At 61.6% G+C, this 22,406-nt stretch carries 2 protein-coding genes (1 of these 2 only partly in view); both read left to right on the forward strand.

Annotated elements, in window-relative coordinates:
* Window positions 1-5,735 carry the end of a syringopeptin non-ribosomal peptide synthetase SypA gene (gene sypA, locus BLR16_RS01655; protein ID WP_074807769.1) on the forward strand. Its footprint begins 19,972 nt before the window's first position, so 5,735 of the gene's 25,707 nt are visible here — the last part of the coding sequence; its start codon lies beyond the left edge, outside the window; it ends in the stop codon at window positions 5,733-5,735.
* Window positions 5,732-22,192: a syringopeptin non-ribosomal peptide synthetase SypB gene (gene sypB / locus BLR16_RS01660; protein WP_092194060.1), complete on the forward strand. Its 16,461-nt coding sequence runs from the start codon at window positions 5,732-5,734 to the stop codon at window positions 22,190-22,192. The genes sypA and sypB overlap by 4 nt, the downstream gene beginning before the upstream one ends.
* The last annotated feature ends 214 nt before the right edge of the window (window positions 22,193-22,406 follow it).

Here is a 22,406-nt window from a genome sequence, read left to right on the forward strand (position 1 = left end):
CACTGGAGGGCGCGCCGACGCTGCTCACGTTGCCAACTGACCGGCCGCGTCCGGCGCAGCAGGACTTCGCCGGAGCCAGCCTTGCGGTGCAACTGAACGCACGTCTGACGGCAGATCTGCGTCAACTGGCGCAACGCCAGGGCGTTACGTTGTACATGGCGCTGATGACCGCCTGGGCGACGACACTTACACGTCTTTCCGGTCAGGGCGAAGTGGTGATTGGCAGCCCGGTGGCAGGGCGAGGCCGTAGCGAACTGGAAGACCTGGTCGGCCTGTTCGTCAACACCCTGGCGGTACGCATCGACACCTCGGGCAATCCGAGCGGCGAAGCGCTGCTGGCTCAGGTCAAGACGCGCGTACTGGAAGCACAGGAGCATCAGGACCTGCCGTTCGAGCAGGTCGTTGAAGTGGTTCGTCCGACGCGCAGCCTGGCCCATCCCCCGTTGTTCCAGAACACGCTGAACTGGATGCCCGGCAAACACGCCGCCGCGTCGCTGGGCGACCTGCGAGTGGTGCCGATCGAGCAAGTCAATCAGGTGTCCAAGTTCGACCTTTCGCTGAACCTGAGCGAGCAGGGTGAAACGCTGCTCGGTACGCTGGACTACGCCACGGCGCTGTTCGACGAAGCGACCGCGCAACGGTATCTCGGCTATTTCGTGCAAGTCCTCGAAACCCTGGCGACCGATGAGCAGACGCACCTTGATCGCATCACGCTGGTCGGCAAAGAGGAACGCCGTTACCTGCTGGAAACGCTCAACACGACGGCGCTGGCGCAGGTTAATGACGAGCAGACCGTGCACGCCATGATCGAAGCCCGGGCGGCCAGCACACCTGAAGGTGTGGCAGCCCAGGTGGGGGAGCATCGCCTGCACTACGGCGAGTTGAACCATCGCGCCAACGCACTGGCCCATCACCTGATCAGTCTCGGCGTAGGTATCGATGATCGCGTGGCGGTCATGGCCCGTCGTGGTCTGGACACGCTGGTGGCCATGCTCGCCGTGCTCAAGGCCGGCGCCGGCTACGTCCCGGTTGATCCGTCGCACCCTGACGAGCGCATTGCCTATCTGCTGACCGACAGCGCACCCAAAGTAGTGCTGACCCAGCAGGCCCTGATGAGCCGTGTGCCGGAAACGGCTGCACCGGTCATCGCCTTCGACCGGCCTGAATGGCCGCAACGCTTGGAAAACCCGCAGGTGGCCGGGCTCGACGCCACGCATCTGGCTTACGTGATCTACACCTCCGGTTCCACAGGCCAGCCAAAGGGCGTGATGGTCGAGCACCGCACCCTCGGCAACCTGATCGCCTGGCATTGCCAGACCTTCGATCTCCAAGCTGGCAGCCATACCGCCAGCGTCGCTGGCTTCGGCTTCGACGCCATGGCCTGGGAAGTCTGGCCGGCGCTGTGTGCCGGGGCAACCCTGCACCTTCCGCCTGCGGAGGTGAGCAATGAACACATCGATGCGCTGCTTGATTGGTGGATCGCTCAACCGCTGCAGGTGGCCTTCCTGCCAACACCGGTCGCCGAGTACGCCTTCAGCCGCAATTTGTCTCACCCCACCTTGCGCACGCTGTTGATCGGTGGCGACCGCCTGCGCCAGTTCCAGCGCGATCCGGGTTTTGCCGTCATCAACAACTACGGCCCGACCGAGGCCACGGTGGTTGCCACATCGGGGCGCTTGCTGCCCGACGGCAGCCTCGACATCGGCACACCGATTGCCAACACCCGTGTGTACCTGCTCGACGAGCATCAGCAACTGGTGCCGCTGGGCGTGGCGGGCGAGCTGTACGTCGCCGGGGAAGGCGTGGCGCGGGGCTATCTGAATCGGCCGGAGATGACTGCCGAGCGCTTTTTGCGTGATCCGTTCCACACAGATGCACGGATGTATCGCACCGGTGACCTGGCACGCTGGAATGCCGATGGCACTCTCGACTACCTGGGGCGTAACGATGATCAGGTGAAAATCCGCGGCTTACGCGTTGAACTGGGCGAGATCGAAGCTCAGCTCAGCCAATTGCCGGGTATCGAAGAAGCGCTGGTGCTGGCCCGTGAGGACGAGCCGGGCCAGCCAAGGCTGGCGGCGTATTTCATCGAACGCGCCGGTTCGCTGTCGATGCCGGTGTCCGAACTGCGCGCTGCCTTGCTGGCAGTGCTGCCGGGCTACATGGTGCCCAGCGCCTTCATACGTCTGGACGCCTGGCCGCTGACCGCCAATGGCAAGGTCGACCGCAAGGCCTTGCCATTGCCGGATCGCGAAGCGCTTCCTGATCGCGAATACGAAGCACCTCAAGGGGTGGTGGAAACGGCTGTGGCCGAGATCTGGAGTTCACTGCTGCACGTCGAGCGGGTGGGGCGTCATGACCACTTCTTTGAACTCGGCGGTCACTCGCTGCTGGCTGTCAATCTGATCGCACAGATGCGGCGCCAGGGGCTCGATGCCGATATTCGCACCCTGTTCACACAGCCGACGCTGGCCGCACTGGCTGCGGCGGTGGGTGGCGGAAATGAAATAACAGTCCCGGAAAATGCTATCCCGGACAATTGCACGCGCATCACGCCGGAGATGCTGCCGCTGGCCGATCTCGATCAGGCCGCCATCGACCTTATTGTCACCAGCGTGCCTGGCGGCGTGGCGAATGTGCAGGACATCTACCCGTTGGCGCCGTTGCAGGAGGGGATTCTCTATCACCACCTGGCGGCAGACGCAGGCGACCCGTACGTCCTGCAATCGGTGTTTGAGATTGCTGACCGTGCGCGCATGAACGCCTTTGTCGGCGCCTTGCAAAGTGTGGTTGATCGCCACGACATCCTGCGCACTGCGGTGCAGTGGCAGGGCCTGGAAACACCGGTGCAGGTGGTCTGTCGTCAGGCCCGTCTGCCTGTGGAGCAGGTCGAACTCGACCCGCTTGAAGGGCCGATCATGGCGCAGCTGCAACAGCGCTTCGACCCTCGCCATTCGCGATTGGACATGAGCCAGGCACCGCTGCTACGGCTGGTTTTTGCCGAAGATCAGCCCAACCAGCGGTGGGCGGCGATTCTGCTGTTCCATCACATGGTCCTCGACCATACGGCGCTGGAGGTTGTGCTCCACGACATGCAGGCACACCTGCTGGGCCAGGCTGACCAACTCGAGGTCGCCATTCCGTATCGCAACTATGTGGCCCAGGCTCGCCTCGGTGTGAGCCGCGAAGACCATGAAGCGTTCTTCCGCGAACAGCTCGGTGATATCGACGAACCGACGCTGCCATTCGGCCTGCTGGATGTGCAGGGCGATGGCCGCGACATTGAAGAGAGCAGTCTGACACTGGACCGTCAATTGAACCTGCGCCTGCGCGCCCAGGCCCGGCAGCTGGGGGTAAGCGCCGCGAGTCTGGTCCATCTGGCTTGGGCTCAGGTATTGAGCCAGGTATCGGGCAGGCAATCTGTGGTATTCGGCACCGTGCTGATAGGCCGCATGCAGAGTGGTGAAGGCGCCGAAAGGGCGTTGGGCATGTTCATCAATACGTTGCCGCTGCGCGTCGATCTGGCCGGGCAGGGTGCGCAGGCCGGGGTCCGGGCGACCCATGCTCAACTCACCGCGCTGCTCGGCCATGAACACGCGCCGTTGGTGCTGGCGCAGCGTTGCAGCGGCGTGGCGGCACCGCTGCCACTATTCAGCGCGCTGCTCAACTACCGCCACAGCAGCGTGGGCGAACCCTCTGCTGAGTCGATCGAGGCCTGGCGCGGCATCGACGTACAGAGAGGCGAGGAACGCACCAACTACCCGCTGACCTTGAACGTCGATGATCAAGGCGACGGTTTCAGGTTGTCAGTGCTGGTGACCGGCAAGGTTGGCGCCGGGCGAGTCTGCGGCTATATGCAGACCGCGTTGGACAATCTGCTGGTTGCGCTGGAGCAGTCGCCGGATACTGCCCTCGAGAGCCTGCCGATTCTGCCGGCTGCCGAGCGCAAGCAGTTGCTGGTGGGGTTCAACGACACGGCGCTGGATTGCCCGCACGAACAGACCATTCATGGGCTGTTCGAAGCACAGGTCGAGCGCACACCTGAAGCGCCGGCAGTCGTCCATGGCGAACAGCGCCTGACGTATCGCGAGCTCAACGAGCAGGCCAACCGCCTGGCGCATGCGCTGCTTAAACAGGGCGTTCAGCCTGATTCGCGGGTCGGGATCTGTGTTGAACGTAGCGCGGAAATGGTCGTCGGTTTGCTGGCGATCCTTAAGGCGGGCGGTGGTTACGTGCCACTGGACCCGGCTTATCCAGCAGAGCGTATTGCTTACATGCTGCAGGACAGCACGCCTGCTGCCGTGTTGGCACAGTCGGCGACAGAAGCGTTACTGAGCGACGTTTCGGTACCGGTGATCAATCTTGATCAGAACAACTGGCAAGAAGAATCGGTGCGGAATCCACAGGTGGCGGGGCTGACCTCGGCCCATTTGGCTTACCTGATCTACACCTCGGGCTCTACCGGCTTGCCGAAAGGCGTGATGATCGAACACCGCAACACTGTGAACTTCCTGAGCTGGGCTCACACGGCTTTCGACGGCACTGCACTGGAAAAAACACTGTTCTCCACCTCGCTGAACTTCGACCTCGCCGTCTACGAGTGCTTCGCGCCGCTCACCTCAGGGGGGCGAATCGAGGTGGTCAGCAACGTTCTGCAACTGCAACACGGCGAACACGATATCGGCCTGATCAACACCGTGCCGTCGGCGCTGAAGGCGCTGCTGGAAATCAACGCGCTGCCAGAGTCGGTGCATACCGTCAACGTCGCCGGTGAAGCGCTCAAGCGCAGCCTGGTGGAAAACCTGTTCGAAAAGAGCAGCGTCCAGCGCCTGTGCAACCTCTATGGCCCGTCGGAAACCACCACCTACTCAAGCTGGGTGGCGATGGATCGCGAACACGGCTTCGCTGCACACATCGGCAAGCCGGTTGGCAATACACAGTTTTACTTGCTGGACCAACAGCAACAACCCGTTCCACTGGGTGTAGCGGGTGAAATCTACATTGGCGGCGCGGGCGTGGCCCGTGGCTACCTGAACCGTGACGACCTGACTGCCGAACGCTTCCTCGCGGATCCGTTCAGCCCGCAGCCAGCGGCACGCATGTACCGCACCGGCGATCTCGGTCTCTACCTGTCAGACGGCAATATCGAATACCTGGGCCGCAACGACGATCAGGTGAAAGTTCGTGGCTTCCGTATCGAACTGGGCGAGATCGACGCATGCCTGGCCAGGCATCCAGCAGTCCAGGATGCGGTGGTCACTGCACGCGAAGACGTCCCCGGCGACAAACGCCTGGTGGCGTATTACACGGTCGAATCCGCGCAAACTGCGCCGGACATCGACAGCTTGCGCGGCTGGCTGCTGGGGCAGTTGCCGGCCTACATGGTCCCGGTGGCTTACGTGCGTCTCGACGCATTGCCTCTCACGCCCAACGGCAAACTCGACCGCAAGGCGCTACCCGCGCCGGGCGAGGGGGCATTGATCAGCCGTGGCTATGAAGCCCCGCAAGGTGAGCGAGAAATACTGATCGCCGGTATCTGGCAAGACTTGCTGGGTGTCACGCAGGTTGGACGGCATGACCACTTTTTCGAGCTGGGCGGCCACTCTCTGCTCGCTGTCAGCCTGATGGAACGCATGCGTCAGGAAGGCCTGGAGGCTGAAGTCAAGTCGCTGTTCAAGCACCCGACACTCTCGGAATACGCAGCTACAACGGAAAGAATGGAGATTGTTCTGTGAGCATGATTGAACTGTTGGCATTACTGGAAGAGAAAGACGTGCAGCTTGCCGTCAAGGGCGACCAACTGCTCGTCAGCGGCAAGCGACAGTCCCTCATGGAACCCTCTGTGGTGGCGATGTTGCGCGAGAACAAAGCGGCATTGATCGAACTGATCAATGCCGGCGAGTATTACAGCGGCAAGGCCGATGAAGTGGACGTTCCTGCCCAGGCGATTGTGCCGGGCTGCGAGCGCATTACCCCGGACATGTTGCCGTTGATCGAACTCGACCAGGCAGCCATCGAAACAATCGTTGCCCGCGTCCCTGGCGGCGTGCCCAATGTGCAGGATATCTACCCGCTGGCGTCGTTGCAGGAAGGCATTCTTTATCACCATATCGCCGCTGAACAGGGTGATCCTTACGTACTGCAGGCACAGTTTACGATTGCCAGCCGGGAACGTTTCGACGAGTTCACCGCGGCCTTGCAGCAGGTCATCAACCGCCACGACATCCTGCGCACCAGCGTGGTGTGGGAAGGCCTGGACGAGCCAGTGCAAGTGGTGTGGCGCAAGGCTGATCTGGTGCTCAGCGAAATCACCATTGACCCTGCCGCCGGCCCCGCCAGCGAGCAATTGCAACAACGCTTCGACCCAAGGCATTACCGCCTCGATATCAGCCAGGCACCCTTGCTGCGGCTGGCCTTCACCCACGACGAGGTCAACCAGTGCTGGGTGGCGATGCTGCTGTTTCACCACATCGCCATCGACCATGCGGCGCTGGACCAGGTCCATCATGAAATCCATGCGTATCTGTACGGTCAGGCCCACACACTGGGCGAACCGGTGCCGTATCGCAACTACGTGGCCCAGGCCCGGCTCGGCGTCACGAACAAGCAGCACGAAGGGTTTTTCCGCGAGATGCTCGGCGACGTCGATGAACCCACGTTGCCGTTCGGCCTGCAGGATGTGCGCGGCGACGGCCATGGCATCGAAGAGGCGCATCAACCCGTGCCTGCCGAACTGAGCCAGCGCTTGCGGGCTCAGGCGCGACTGCAAGGGGTGAGCGCGGCGAGCCTGCATCACCTTGCCTGGGCACGGGTGCTCGGACGTCTATGCGGGCGTAACAATGTCGTGTTCGGCACGGTGCTGCTGGGTCGCATGCGCGGTGGCGAGGGGGTTGGCCGGGCCTTGGGGATGTTTATCAATACCTTGCCGCTACGGGTGGACGTGGGTGAGCAGGATGTACGCGCCGGGGTCAAGGCGACCCATGCACGTTTGACAGCGTTGCTCGGCCACGAACACGCCTCGCTGGCGTTGGCCCAGCGTTGCAGCGGTGTATCGGCACCGACGCCACTGTTCAGCGCATTGCTCAACTACCGCCACAGTTCAGCCGGAGCGGCGAGCGATCAGGAAGTCACCGATCAGGCCGATCAACTCTGGGAAGGGATCGAGGTGAGGGGCGGTGAAGAACGCACCAACTACCCGTTGATTTTATCCCTCGACGATCTTGGCGAAGGATTCAGCCTTAATGTTCAGGCTGTTGCCGGTATCGGTGCCCAGCGGGTTTGCGGGTATATGCAGACGGCGCTGGAAAGCCTGGTGCATGCACTGGAGCAGACGCCGCAGGCGCCGTTGAACAGCTTGCTGATCCTACCGGCCGACGAGCGTGAGCAGTTGCTGGTGGATTTCAATAACACCTCGCTGGATTATCCGCAGCAGCAGACCATCCATGGCCTGTTTGAAGCGCAAGCCGAGCGCACACCGGAAGCGCTGGCAGTCGTCCATGGCGAACAACGCTTGACCTATCGCGAGCTTAACGAGCAGGCCAACCGCCTGGCCCATGCCTTGCGCAAGCAGGGCGTTCAGCCTGATTCTCGCGTCGGAATCTGTGTAGAACGCGGCGCGGAAATGGTCATCGGTTTGCTGGCGATTCTCAAGGCGGGCGGCGGCTATGTGCCGCTCGATCCGGCTTACCCGGCAGAACGTATTGCCTACATGCTGCAGGACAGTGCTCCGGCAGCCGTGCTGGCTCAAACCGCTACTCAGGGCTTGCTGGCCGACGTTTCGGTGCCTGTGATCAATCTTGATCTGAGCGATTGGCAGGAACAATCCGTCCAGAATCCGCAGGTGCCTGCGCTGACCTCAGCGCATCTGGCGTACCTGATCTACACCTCGGGTTCGACCGGTTTGCCGAAAGGCGTAATGATCGAACACCGCAACACCGTCAACTTCCTGAGCTGGGCGCATAACGCTTTCGGCGGCTCTGCACTGGAAAAAACGCTGTTCTCCACCTCGCTGAACTTCGACCTCGCCGTCTACGAGTGCTTTGCGCCACTGACCTCGGGCGGCAGTATCGAAGTCGTCAAAAACGTGCTGGAACTGCAACACGGCGAGCACGATATCGGCCTGATCAACACCGTACCTTCGGCGCTGAAGGCCTTGCTGGAAGTCGACGGGCTGCCAACGTCGGTCCATACCGTGAACGTGGCGGGTGAAGCGCTCAAGCGCAGTCTGGTTGAGTCGCTGTTCGAGAAGACCAGCGTGCAGCGCCTTTGCAACCTCTATGGCCCTTCGGAAACCACCACCTACTCCAGTTGGGTGGCGATGGATCGCAAAGACGGTTTCGCTGCGCACATCGGCAAACCGGTCGGTAATACGCAGTTTTACCTGCTGGACGAACAGCTACAGCCCGTGCCACTGGGTGTTGCGGGTGAAATCTACATCGGCGGTGCCGGTGTGGCTCGTGGCTACCTGAACCGTGACGACCTCACTGCCGAACGCTTCCTCAAGGATCCGTTCAGCCAAAACCCAGCGGCACGCATGTACCGTACCGGTGACCTTGGCCGTTACTTGCCAGACGGCAATATCGAATACCTGGGCCGTAACGATGATCAGGTGAAGATCCGTGGCTTCCGTATCGAGCTCGGTGAGATCGATGCGCGTCTGGCCAGACACCCGGCCGTCCATGAAGCGGTGGTCACCGCTCGCGAAGATGTTCCCGGCGACAAGCGTCTGGTGGCTTATTACAGCGTCCAGTCCGCGCAAACGGAACCGAGCATCGACAGCTTGCGCGGCTGGCTGCAGGAACAACTCCCGGCCTACATGATCCCTGTGGCCTACGTACGTCTTGACGCAATGCCGCTGACTCCGAACGGCAAGCTCGACCGCAAGGCGCTGCCAGCACCCGACAGTGACTCGCTGATCAGCCGTGGCTACGAGGCCCCTCAGGGCGAAATCGAAACGCAGATCGCGGTCATCTGGCAAGAATTACTGGGCGTCGAGCAGGTCGGTCGTCACGACAACTTCTTCGAACTCGGTGGTCATTCGCTGCTGGCAGTCAGCCTGATCGGGCGCATGCGTCACATCGGTCTGAGTACTGATGTAAAAGCGCTGTTCAGCCAACCGACCCTTGCCGCACTGGCCAGTGCCGTGGGCGGCGGCGATGAACCCGGCAGTGATGAAGTCACCGTAGCGACCAACCTGATTACCCCAGGTTGCCAACGCATCACCCCAGACCTCTTGCCGCTGATCAAACTGACCCAAGAGCAGATCGACCTGGTGGTGGCCTGTGTGCCCGGCGGCGCAGCGAACGTGCAGGATATTTACCCGCTGGCGCCGTTACAGGAAGGCATTCTCTATCATCATATCGCCGCAGAGCAGGGCGATCCTTACGTACTGCAGAGCCAGTTCGCGTTCCAGAGCCGCGCTCATCTGGATACCTTCGCCCAGGCCCTGCAAACGGTCATCAACCGCCATGACATCCTGCGCACGTCCATGCACTGGGAAAGTCTTGATGAGCCGTTGCAAGTGGTCTGGCGTCAGGTCGAACTCAGCGTCGAGGAAATTCAGCTCAACCCTCGCTTCGGTGATATATCCCGTCAGCTGCAAGAGCGCCTGGACCCGCGCCAGATACGCATGGACATCCGTCGGGCACCCTTGATGCGAGTGGTGTGTGCCTTGGACACCGTCAACCAGCGTTGGGTGGCGACGCTGATGTTTCACCACATGATCCTTGACCACACTGCGCTGGATCAGGTGCGCTATGAAATGCAGGTCTGCCTGCTCGGTCAGGCCGATCGACTTGGTGACTCAATTCCTTACCGAAACTATGTCGCTCAGGCCCGACAGGGCGTGAACGAGCAGGATCATGAGCTGTTCTTCCAGGACATGCTCGGCGACATCGACGAGCCGACGCTGCCGTTCGGCCTGCACGACGTGCAAGGCGACGGCAACGCTATCGATCAGGCTCGTCTGACGCTGGATAACGCTTTGAGCCAACGCCTTAGAGTGCAGACGCGGCAGCTTGGGGTCAGTGCTGCAAGCCTGCTCCATCTGGCATTCGCACAGATGCTGGGCCGCCTCAGCGGACGTGATCAAGTGGTATTCGGCACCGTCCTGATGGGCCGCATGCAGAGCGGCGAGGGTGCCGAACGGGCCCTTGGCATGTTCATCAATACCTTGCCGCTGCGGGTGGACCTGGGCGGTGAGGGCGTACGTGACGGGGTCAAGGCCACGCATCGGCGCTTGACCGGGTTACTCGGCCATGAACATGCCTCGCTGGCACTGGCCCAGCGCTGCAGTGGCGTGGTCGCACCGACACCGCTGTTCAGCGCCTTGCTCAATTATCGTCACAGTAGCGTTGCCGTGACCGATGAGGCAATGGCGGCCTGGGATGGCATGCAGTCTTTGCGACTGGACGAAGAAGAACGCACCAACTACCCGCTGACCGTCAATGTCGACGATACGGGTGAAGGCTTCCAGTTCACTTCGCTGGTGGCGGCGAGCATTGGCGCGCAGCGCCTTTGTGACTATCTGCAGTTGGCCGTAGCGGGGCTGGTCGAGGCGCTGGAACAGGCGCCGCAGACACCGCTGCACAGCATATCGATATTGCCGCTCAGCGAACGTACCCAGTTGCTCGAACACTGGAACCCTTCCGGCAAAACCTATGCACATGAAACACCGATCCACCGGCAATTCGAAGCCCGCGCCGCAGAACGACCAGATGCCGTCGCGCTGATGTTCGAAGCACAGACCCTGAGCTACGGCGAGCTCAATGCGCGTGCCAACCAGGTCGCGCACCGTTTGCTGGCCCTGGGTGTACGGCCTGACGATCGCGTGGCGATCTGCGTCGAACGTGGCCCGGCGATGATTATCGGCTTGCTGGGGATCCTCAAATCCGGCGCCGGTTACGTGCCACTGGATCCGGCTTACCCGCTTGAGCGCCTGTCCTACGTACTCGGCGACAGTACCCCAGTGGCATTGTTGAGCCAGCGATCAGTACAACAGGCCTTGCCGGTCTGCGAAGTGCCGCTGATCTACCTTGACGATGCCGACCTGCAGGACGAATCCGTCCGCAATCTGCAAGTACCGGTCAAGCCCGCCGACCTTGCCTACGTCATCTACACCTCCGGTTCCACTGGCCTGCCAAAGGGAGTGATGGTCGAGCATCGCAACGTCGCACGGCTGTTCTCGGCCACTCAGGACTGGTTCGGTTTCAATGAACAGGATGTTGGAGCACTGTTCCACTCATTCGCCTTCGACTTCTCGGTCTGGGAAATCTGGGGCGCGCTGCTGCACGGTGGGCGCCTGCTGATCGTGCCGCAACTGATCAGCCGTTCACCTGAAGACTGCTATGACCTGCTGTGCAGTGCCGGAGTCACGGTACTCAACCAGACACCGAGTGCCTTCCGCCAGCTGATTGCGGCCCAGGGCAAGAGCGAGCGCGCACACTCATTGCGTCAGGTGATTTTCGGCGGCGAAGCACTGGAAACGGCCATGCTCAAGCCGTGGTACGCCCGCAACGTGAATACCGGCACGCAACTGGTGAATATGTACGGCATCACCGAAACCACCGTGCATGTGACCTACTATCCGTTGCAGGCCGAAGATGCAAAGCGTATGGGCGCCAGCCCGATCGGCGAGCACATTCCCGATGTGCAGCTGTATGTCCTCGATGCTCATCGCGAACCGGTGCCAGTAGGGGTGATCGGCGAGCTGTATGTGGGCGGCGCCGGCGTTGCGCGTGGCTACCTGAATCGCGAAGCACTGACGGCCGAGCGTTTTCTCGATACCCCGTTCAGTAGTGCTCCGGGTGCGCGCCTGTACCGTACCGGCGACCTGGGGCGCTGGCTGGCCAATGGCAGCCTCGAGTATCTGGGCCGTAACGATGAACAGGTGAAAATTCGCGGTTTCCGTATCGAGCTGGGCGAGATCGAAGCTCGATTGAGCGCTTGCCAAGGCGTACGTGACGCTGTGGTTGTGGTGCGTGAAGACGAACCGGGCGACAAGCGTCTGGTGGCCTATCTCACGACGCAGCAGTCGGGCGACCTGCTGGACATCGAAAGCCTGCGCGAGCATCTGCAAGGCACGTTGCCGCAGTACATGGTGCCGGCGGCCTACGTGCAACTCGATACGCTGCCGTTGACTGCCAACGGCAAGCTCGACCGCAAGGCGCTGCCAGCACCCGACCGTTCGGCGTTGGCCAGTCGGGGCTATGAAGCGCCAGAAGGCGACACCGAAATGGCCATTGCGCGGATCTGGCAAGACCTGCTCCAGCTGGAGCAGGTCGGCCGGCATGACCACTTCTTCGAACTGGGCGGCCACTCGCTGCTGGCGGTGAAACTGATCGAGCGCATGCGCCAGATCGATCTGGTTGCCGATGTGCGCGTGCTGTTCAGCCAGCCGACCCTGTCTGCCCTGGCGGCAGCGGTGGGCGGCAAAGGGCAAGTCGAGGCACCCGCCAACCTTATTCCCGCCGACTGCTCGCGCATCACCCCGGATATGCTGCCGCTGGTGTCACTCACCCAGGACGATATCGATCGCGTGGTGTCCAGCGTGCCCGGCGGTCTGTCCAACGTGCAGGATATCTATGCCTTGGCGCCGTTGCAGGAGGGGATTTTGTATCACCACCTTGCTGCGGCCGAAGGCGACCCGTACCTGCAACACGCACTGTTTGCCTTCGACAGCCGAGAACTTCTGCACAACTTCGCCCAGGCACTGCAAGGCGTGATCGCGCGGCACGATATCCTGCGCACTGCGGTGTTTTGGGAACGTCTCGACGCCCCGGTGCAGGTGGTCTGGCGTGAAGCGACTCTGGGCCTGGATGAGCACATACTGGAGCCGGCCGATGGCGACATCGCCGAACAACTGCTCAAGCGTCTCGACCCGCGCCACACGCGTCTGGACATCCGTCAGGCACCGATGCTGCGCATCGGTTATGCACACGATGAGGTGAACAACCGCTGGCTGGGCATGTTGCTATTCCATCACCTGGTGGACGACGCCACGTCGCTGCGTATTCTCAGAAGCGAAATCGAAGCGCACATGCTCGGTCAGCAAGCCTCGCTGCCGCCGTCCGTGCCCTATCGCAATTACGTAGCTCAGGCCATGCTCGGTGTCAGTCGTGAAGAGCACGAGGTATTTTTCCGCGACATGCTCGGTGATATCGACGAGCCAACGCTACCCTTCGGCGTGCAGGACGTGCAGGGCGACGGGCGCGGTATCGAGGAAGCATGCCAGCGGGTCGACATCGGCCTGAGCCAGCGTTTGCGCGTGCAGGCCCGCCAACTCGGGGTCAGTTCTGCCAGCCTGTATCACCTGGCCTGGGCCCGTGTACTGGCTGCCGTTTCGGGCAAAGGCGATGTGGTCTTCGGCACCGTGTTGCTCGGTCGCCTGCAAGGCGGTGCCGGCTCTGACCGGGCGCTGGGGATGTTCATCAATACCTTGCCGCTGCGCGTCACGCTGGGCGAGCAGGGCGTGCGCAGCGGTCTGAAAGCCACTCATGCGCGACTCAGCATGCTGCTGGCCCATGAACACGCGTCGCTGGTACTGGCTCAACGCTGCAGTGGTGTGCCCGCGTCAACGCCACTGTTCAGCGCCTTGCTCAACTACCGGCATATCGACGCGCAGGTCAACCAAGAGTCTTTCGACACCTGGCAGGGCATCGAAAGCCTGCACAGTGAAGAGCGTACCAACTATCCGCTGGCCCTTTCAGTGAATGATGAGGGGGAGGGCTTCAGCCTTACCGTGCAAGCCATTGCCAGTATCGATGCACAACGGGTCTGCTCGTATATGCAGACGGCGCTGGAGCATATCCTTATGGCGCTGGAGCAGGACCCCGAGGCACCGCTGAGCAGTATTGCGATCCTGCCGGCTGTCGAACGCCAGCAGTTACTGGTCGAATTCAACAAGACCGCGCGGGATTACCCGCAACAGCAGACCGTGCACGGCCTGTTCGAAGATCAGGTACGGGCACTCCCCGAAACTTGCGCGGCGATTCACGACGGCGTCTCCGTGAGCTACGCCGAACTCAACACCCGTGCCAATCGTCTGGCGCGGTATCTACTGGGTCTCGGCGTACAGCCGGGCGACAGTGTGGCGATTTTGCTGGAGCGCAGCCTCGACCTGCTCGCCAGTCAGCTGGCGGTGCTCAAATGCGCGGCGGTGTACGTGCCGCTGGACACCCATGCACCGGTCGAACGTCAGGCATTCATGATTGAAGACAGTCGTGCACGTGTCCTGCTGACTCATAGCCACGTATCGCTGACGAGTGGTGCACAGCGTATTGATCTCGACGGTTTGACCCTGGACGACCTGAAAGACACTGATCTGGCATTGCCGCAGTCCAGCGAGAGCGTCGCCTACATCATGTACACCTCTGGCTCGACGGGTGTTCCTAAAGGTGTGCTGGTGCCGCATCGCGCCATCAGCCGCCTGGTGATCAACAACGGTTACGCCGACTTCAATGCTCAGGATCGCGTGGCGTTTGCCTCTAACCCTGCGTTTGATGCCAGTACGCTGGACGTCTGGGCACCGTTGCTCAACGGCGGCTGTGTGGTGGTGATCGAGCAGAACGACTTGCTGTCTCCACTGAATTTCCAGCGTCTGCTGCTGGAGCAATCGGTAACCGTGCTGTGGATGACCGCCGGGTTGTTCCATCAATACGCTTCGGGTCTGGGCGAAGCGTTTTCACGTCTGCGCTACCTGATCGTCGGCGGCGATGTGCTGGACCCTGCCGTTATTGGCCGGGTGTTGGCGAACAATCCTCCACAACATCTGCTCAACGGCTATGGCCCGACCGAGGCGACGACCTTTTCCGCGACCTACGAGATCACTTCAGTGGGCAGTGGTGGTATCCCTATCGGTCGACCTGTCGGCAACAGTCAGGCTTACGTGCTCGATGCGCTGCGCGAACCCGTGGCAGTAGGTGTGCCCGGCGAGCTGTATATCGGCGGGCAGGGTGTTGCCAAAGGCTATTTGAATCGAGATGACTTGAGCGCCACGCAATTTGTCGTCGATCCGTTCAGTGCGTCGGAAAACGCACTGATGTACCGCACTGGCGACCTGGTTCGCTGGCGTGCCGACGGCAACCTGGAATACCTGGGTCGCAATGACGACCAGATAAAAATCCGTGGTTTCCGCGTTGAACTGGGTGAAATCGAAGCGCGCCTGGCCGAACATCCCGAGGTTCGCGAGGCTGTGGTGCTGTGTCGTCAGGATGTGCCGGGCGACAAGCGCCTGGTGGCTTATGTCATAGCGCAACAGCTTGAAACCGTGCTCGACATTGAACACCTGCGCAGTCATCTGCAAGGCACATTGCCGGACTACATGGTGCCTGCGGCCTACGTGCAGCTGGACGCACTGCCGCTGACCGCCAACGGCAAGCTCGACCGCAAGGCGCTACCAGCGCCGGATGCGCAATCGCTGATCAGCCGCGGTTATGAAGCCCCTCAAGGCGAGGTCGAGACCCTGCTGGCGTCGATCTGGGCAGACGTACTGACGGTCGAACAGGTCGGTCGTCATGATCACTTTTTCGAACTGGGCGGTCATTCGTTGCTGGCGGTGATGCTGATCGAACGCATGCGCCAGGTCGGTCTGAGTGCCGACGTGCGCGTGCTGTTCAGCCAGCCGACCCTGGCAGCGCTGGCAGCGGCGGTGGGCAGCGGCCGTGAAATTCACGTCCCGGCCAATGGCATTGCCGCGGACTGTCAGCGGATTACACCGGACATGTTGCCGCTGGCAAGTCTTGATCAGGTCGCCATCGACCGGATCGTTGCCACGGTGCCCGGCGGCGTTGCCAACGTGCAGGATATCTACCCGCTGGCGCCGCTGCAGGAAGGTATCCTCTATCACCACCTCAGCGCTGAACGCGGTGATCCCTACTTGCTGCAATCGCTGTTCAGCTTTGACAGCCAGGAGCATGTCGACGATTTCGCCCGCGCCTTGCAGTTCGTGATCCAGCGTCATGACGTGCTGCGCACCGCATTGGTCTGGGAGGGGCTGGACGAACCGATGCAAGTGGTCTGGCGTCAGGCGCCGCTGATGCGCGAAAGCTTTGATGCCGACCCACACGCGGGCGACATGGCGGCACAGTTACACCAGCGTTTCGACGCCAGGCACCATCGTCTGGACATTCGTCAAGCGCCGATGATGCGTCTGGTGTGTGCCTGGGATGGACCGAACCAGCGCTGGCTGGCGTTGCTGCAGTTCCATCATCTGGTCATGGACCATACCGCGATGGACGTGGTGCGCTACGAGATGCAGGCCAGCCTGCTGGGCCAGGAGGCGCAACTGGGCGCGGCGGTTCCGTATCGCAACTATGTCGCTCAGGCCCGACTGGGCGTGAGCCAGGAAGAGCATGAGGTGTTCTTTCGCGACATGCTGGGCAATGTCGACGAACCGACGCTGCCGTTCGGTTTGCAACAGGTACACGGTGACGGGCGCGACATCGAAGAAGCCCGACTGACCGTAGACGCAGACCTCAGCCGTCGCGTGCGGAGCCAGGCCCTGCAGCTGGGCGTGAGTGCCGCGAGCCTGGTCCACCTGGCCTGGGCGCGACTGCTGAGTCAGGTCTCGGGGCGTGACGACGTAGTGTTCGGCACCGTACTGATGGGCCGCATGCAGGGCGGCGAAGGCGCAGACCGGGCGCTGGGAATGTTTATCAACACCTTGCCGCTGCGGGTAGAGCTGGGCAATCTGGACGTACGTGACGGGGTCAAGGCCACGCATCGACGCCTGACCGGGTTACTCGGTCATGAACATGCCTCGCTGGCACTGGCCCAGCGCTGCAGTGGCGTGGCCGCACCGGCACCGCTGTTCAGCGCCTTGCTCAATTATCGTCACAGCAGCATTGCCGTGACCGATGAGGCACTGATGGCCTGGGATGGCATGCAGTCGCTGGGCGATGAAGAACGTACCAACTATCCTCTGACGCTGAACGTCGATGACCAGGGCGAAGGCTTCCAGTTGACTGTTCAGACCGTGCCACTGGTTGAGGCGACACGGATCTGCGCCTACATGCAACAAACCCTGAACAGTCTTGTCGATGCGCTGGAACAGGCGCCGCAAACCCCGCTGCATGCTATTTCGATATTGCCGTTCAACGAACGTGCGCAGTTGCTCGAGCAGTGCAACCGGCCTGAGAAGAGCTATGCACACGAGACACCGATCCACCGGCAATTCGAAGCACGCGTCGCAGAACAGCCAGACGCCGTCGCGCTGATGTTCGAAGCGCAGACCCTGAGCTACAGCGAGCTCAATGCGCGTGCCAACCAGGTCGCGCACCGTTTGCTGGCCTTGGGTGTACGCAATGACGATCGCGTGGCGATCTGCGTCGAACGTGGCCCGGCGATGATTATCGGCTTGCTGGGGATCCTCAAATCCGGCGCCGGTTACGTGCCACTGGATCCGGCTTACCCGCTTGAGCGCCTGTCCTACGTACTCGGCGACAGTACCCCGGTGGCGCTGTTGAGTCAGCGATCGGTGCAGCAAGCCTTGTCGGACTCCGATGTGCCACTGATCTATCTTGACGACGCAGACCTGCTGGATGAGTCCGTCAGCAATCCAATGGTATCGGTGCAGCCCAGCGACCTTGCCTACGTCATCTACACCTCCGGTTCTACCGGCCTGCCCAAGGGTGTGATGGTCGAGCATCGCAACGTTGCACGACTGTTCTCGGCCACCCAGGACTGGTTCGGTTTCAATGAACAGGATGTCTGGGCGCTGTTCCACTCATTCGCTTTCGACTTCTCGGTCTGGGAAATCTGGGGCGCGCTGCTGCATGGCGGACGTCTGTTGATCGTGCCACAACTGGTCAGCCGCTCGCCTGAAGACTTCCACGAACTGCTGTGCAGTGCCGGTGTAACCGTACTTAGCCAGACACCGAGTGCGTTCCGCCAACTGATTGCGGCCCAGGGTGAGAAGGAGCAAGCACATTCGCTGCGCCAAGTGATTTTCGGCGGCGAAGCACTGGAGACGGCGATGCTCAAGCCGTGGTACGCCCGCAACGTGAATACCGGCACGCAACTGGTGAACATGTACGGGATTACCGAAACCACCGTGCACGTCACCTACTACCCGTTGAAGGCCGAAGACGCCCAGCGTGTCGGTGCCAGCCCGATCGGCAAGCGTATTCCAGACCTGCAACTGTACCTGCTTGACGCCCATGGCGAACCAGTGCCGGCAGGCGTGATCGGCGAGCTGTACGTGGGCGGTGCCGGTGTTGCTCGTGGCTACCTGAACCGTGAAGCACTGACGGCCGAGCGTTTTCTCGATAACCCGTTCAGTAACGCTCCGGGTGCTCGCCTGTACCGCACCGGCGACCTGGGACGCTGGCTGGCCGATGGCAGCCTGGAATACCTGGGCCGCAACGACGAACAGGTGAAGATTCGCGGCTTCCGTATCGAACTGGGTGAAATCGAAGCACGTCTGGCTGAGCATCCTGAAGTCTGCGATGCCGTGGTGCTGTGCCGTGAGGATGTGCCCGGTGACAAGCGTCTGGTGGCCTATGTCACGGCGCTGCAGGCGCAAAGGCTGCTGGACATCGAAAACCTGCGCGAGCATCTGCAAGGCACATTGCCGCAGTACATGGTGCCGGCTGCCTACGTGCAGCTCGATGCACTGCCGCTGACCGCCAACGGTAAGCTTGACCGCAAGGCCTTGCCTGCGCCTGACCGGTCTTCAGTGGCCAATCGGGGCTACGAAGCGCCAGAAAGCGACGCCGAGATGGCCATTGCGCGGATCTGGCAAGACCTGTTGCAACTCGAGCAGGTCGGCCGGCATGACCACTTCTTCGAGCTGGGCGGCCACTCGCTGCTGGCCGTGAAACTGATCGAACGCATGCGCCAGATCGATCTGGTTGCTGACGTGCGCGTGCTGTTCAGTCAGCCGACCCTGTCTGCCCTGGCGGCAGCGGTGGGTGGCAAAGGTGCAGTGGAAGTACCCGCTAATCTTATTCCTGCCGACTGCTCGCGCATCACCCCGGATATGCTGCCGCTGGTGTCACTACGCCAGGAGGATATCGACCATGTGGTGTCCTGCGTACCGGGTGGTGCGGCCAACGTGCAGGATATTTATGCCCTGGCGCCGCTGCAGGAGGGGATTCTGTATCACCACATTGCTGCGGTCGAAGGCGATCCCTACTTGCAGTACGCACTGTTCTCCTTTGACAGTATCGAGCGCCTGCACAGCTTCGCCCACGCGCTGGAAGGCGTGATCGCGCGTCACGATATCCTGCGCACCGCCGTGCTTTGGGAACGTCTCGAGGCACCGGTGCAGGTGGTCTGGCGTGAGGCGCCGCTGGGCCTTGATGAGCTGGTACTGGACCCGGCCTGCGGTGATATTTCCGAGCAACTGATAAAGCGTCTGGACCCGCGTCACACGCGTCTGGACATCCGTCAGGCGCCGATGTTACGTATCGGCTATGCCCAAGACGCGGTAAATAACCGCTGGATGGGCATGCTGCTGTTCCATCACCTGGTGGACGACGCCACGTCGCTGCGTATTCTCAGAAGCGAAATCGAAGCGCACATGCTCGGTCAGCAAGCGTCGCTGACGCCCTCCGTGCCTTATCGCAATTACGTGGCTCAGGCCAGGCTCGGCGTCAGCCGCGAGGAACACGAAGCGTTTTTCCGCGACATGCTCGGCGACATCGACGAGCCGACGCTACCGTTCGGACTGCAGGACGTGCAGGGCGACGGGCAAGGTATCGAGGAAGCATTCCAGCGGGTCGACATTGACCTGAGCCAGCGCTTGCGGGCGCAGGCTCGTCAACTCGGGGTCAGTTCCGCCAGCCTGTATCACCTGGCCTGGGCCCTTGTACTGGGCGCTGTCTCAGGCAAAGAGGATGTGGTGTTCGGCACCGTGTTGCTTGGTCGTCTGCAGGGCGGCGTTGGTTCTGACCGGGCGCTGGGGATGTTCATCAACACCTTGCCGCTGCGCGTCACGCTGGGCGAGCAGGGCGTGCGCAGCGGTCTGAAAGCTGCCCACGCACGACTCAGCGAACTGCTGGCCCATGAACACGCGTCGCTGGTGCTGGCTCAGCGTTGCAGTGGTGTACCGGCGTCAACGCCACTGTTCAACGCCTTGCTCAACTACCGGCATATCGACGTGGAGGTCAATCAGCAGGCTTTCGAGGCCTGGCAGGGCATCGAACATTTGCACGGAGAAGAACGCACCAACTATCCGCTGACCCTTTCAGTGAACGATGAAGGTGCGGGCTTCAGCCTCACCGTTCAAGCCATTTCCAGTATCGATGCGCAACAGGTCTGCGCGTATATGCAGACAGCGCTGGAGGGTGTGGTCAGCGCACTGGAGCAGTCCAGCGAGATGCCTTTGGCTGGTTTGTCGGTTGTGCCAGCAGCAGAGCGTGAGCAACTGGTCTACGGCCTCAACGCTACCGCGCTGGATTATCCGCACGAGCAGACCATCCATGGCCTGTTCGAAGCACAGGTCGAGCGCACGCCGCAGGCTGTGGCCGTGGTGCATGGCCAACAGCGCCTGACCTATCGCGAGCTCAACGAACAGGCCAACCGCCTGGCCCATGCCTTGCGCAAACAGGGTGTGCAGCCCGATTCCCGCGTAGGGATCTGCGTAGAACGCAGCGTGGAAATGGTCGTCGGTTTGCTGGCGATTCTCAAGGCGGGCGGCGGCTACGTTCCGTTGGATCCAGCATACCCGGTAGAGCGGATTGCTTACATGCTGGAGGACAGCACGCCTGCCGCCGTTCTGGCTCAAACTGCTACTCAGGGCTTGCTGGCCGACGTTTCGGTACCTGTGATCAATCTTGATCTGAGCGATTGGCAGGGCGAATCCGTCCAGAATCCGCGGGTGCCGGGGCTGACCTCGGCACATCTGGCGTACCTGATCTACACGTCCGGTTCCACCGGTATGCCAAAAGGCGTGATGATCGAGCATCGCAACACCGTGAACTTCCTGACTTGGGCACACGTGGCGTTCGAAGGCTCTGCGCTGGAAAAAACGCTGTTCTCCACCTCGCTGAACTTCGACCTCGCGGTCTACGAGTGCTTCGCGCCGCTGACATCGGGTGGCAGCATCAACGTGGTCAAAAACGTCCTGGAACTGCAACACGGCAATCACGATATCGGCCTGATCAACACCGTTCCCTCGGCGCTGAAAGCGCTGCTGGAAATCAACGGTTTGCCAGGGTCGGTCCACACCGTCAATGTCGCCGGCGAAGCACTCAAACGCAATCTGGTGGAATCACTGTTCGAGAAAACCGGCGTGCAGCGCCTGTGCAACCTGTATGGGCCGTCCGAAACCACCACCTACTCAAGCTGGGTGGCCATGGACCGCGAAGATGGCTTCGCTCCGCACATCGGCAGGCCGGTGGGCAACACCCGGTTCTACCTGCTGGACGAGCAGCAACAGCTCGTTCCGCGGGGTATGCCGGGTGAAATCTACATCGGCGGTGCCGGCGTGGCCCGCGGCTATCTGAACCGTGATGATCTGACCGCTGAACGCTTCCTCAAGGATCCGTTCAGCCTCTCACCGGACGCGCGTATGTACCGCACCGGCGACCTGGGTCGCTACTTGCCGGATGGCAATATCGAATACCTGGGGCGCAACGACGATCAGGTGAAAATCCGTGGTTTCCGTATCGAACTGGGCGAGATCGAGACGTCCCTGAACAAACACCCGCAGGTGCAGGAAGCGGTGGTTGTCGCCCGCGAGGACGTACCCGGCGAAACCCGTCTGGTCGCGTATTTCACACCGTCTGACCCGACAGTGTTACCGGAAAGCAGCGATCTGCGCACGTACCTGCAAGGGCTGCTGCCGGACTACATGCTGCCGGCCGCCTACATGCCGCTTGATGCGTGGCCGCTGACGCCGAATGGCAAGCTCGACCGCAAGGCCCTGCCGGCACCGGACAGCAGTGCATTTACCTCGCGTGCCTACGAAGCCCCGGTGGGTGACGTGGAGATCAGGCTGGCAGCGCTCTGGGCGGAGCTGCTCAATGTCGAAAAGGTCGGGCGTCATGATCATTTCTTCGAACTGGGCGGGCATTCATTGTTGGCGGTCAGCCTGATCGAGCGCATGCGTCAGGCGGACCTGGAAGCTGACGTCCAGGTGCTGTTCGGTCATCCGACGCTTATTCAGGTGGCTGCCTCGGTGGGTAAGGTCAAGCGGCTGGAGGTGCCGCAGACGAAAATACCCACACTCAACCGCAAACGCCGTATCTGAAGCGACGGTAACTGCCCGCCCGATCGGCAACCGGTCGGGCGGTTGCCTTTCACCCTGACGTCCTGCGTAACGGCTTCGTACCCCCCTCGCAACATCCCACTCTGTCTGTTCAGCCAGGCGCTCGCACATCGCTGCGCCGACCGCCACCCTCAAGTCTTGTCCCAGCTTCCCACGACAGACAGTCGCCCATGGATGCTCTAATTTTTGCGGCGTG

It is taken from the genome of Pseudomonas sp. BS3767, from assembly GCF_900099665.1.
Classification (GTDB): domain Bacteria; phylum Pseudomonadota; class Gammaproteobacteria; order Pseudomonadales; family Pseudomonadaceae; genus Aquipseudomonas; species Aquipseudomonas cerasi.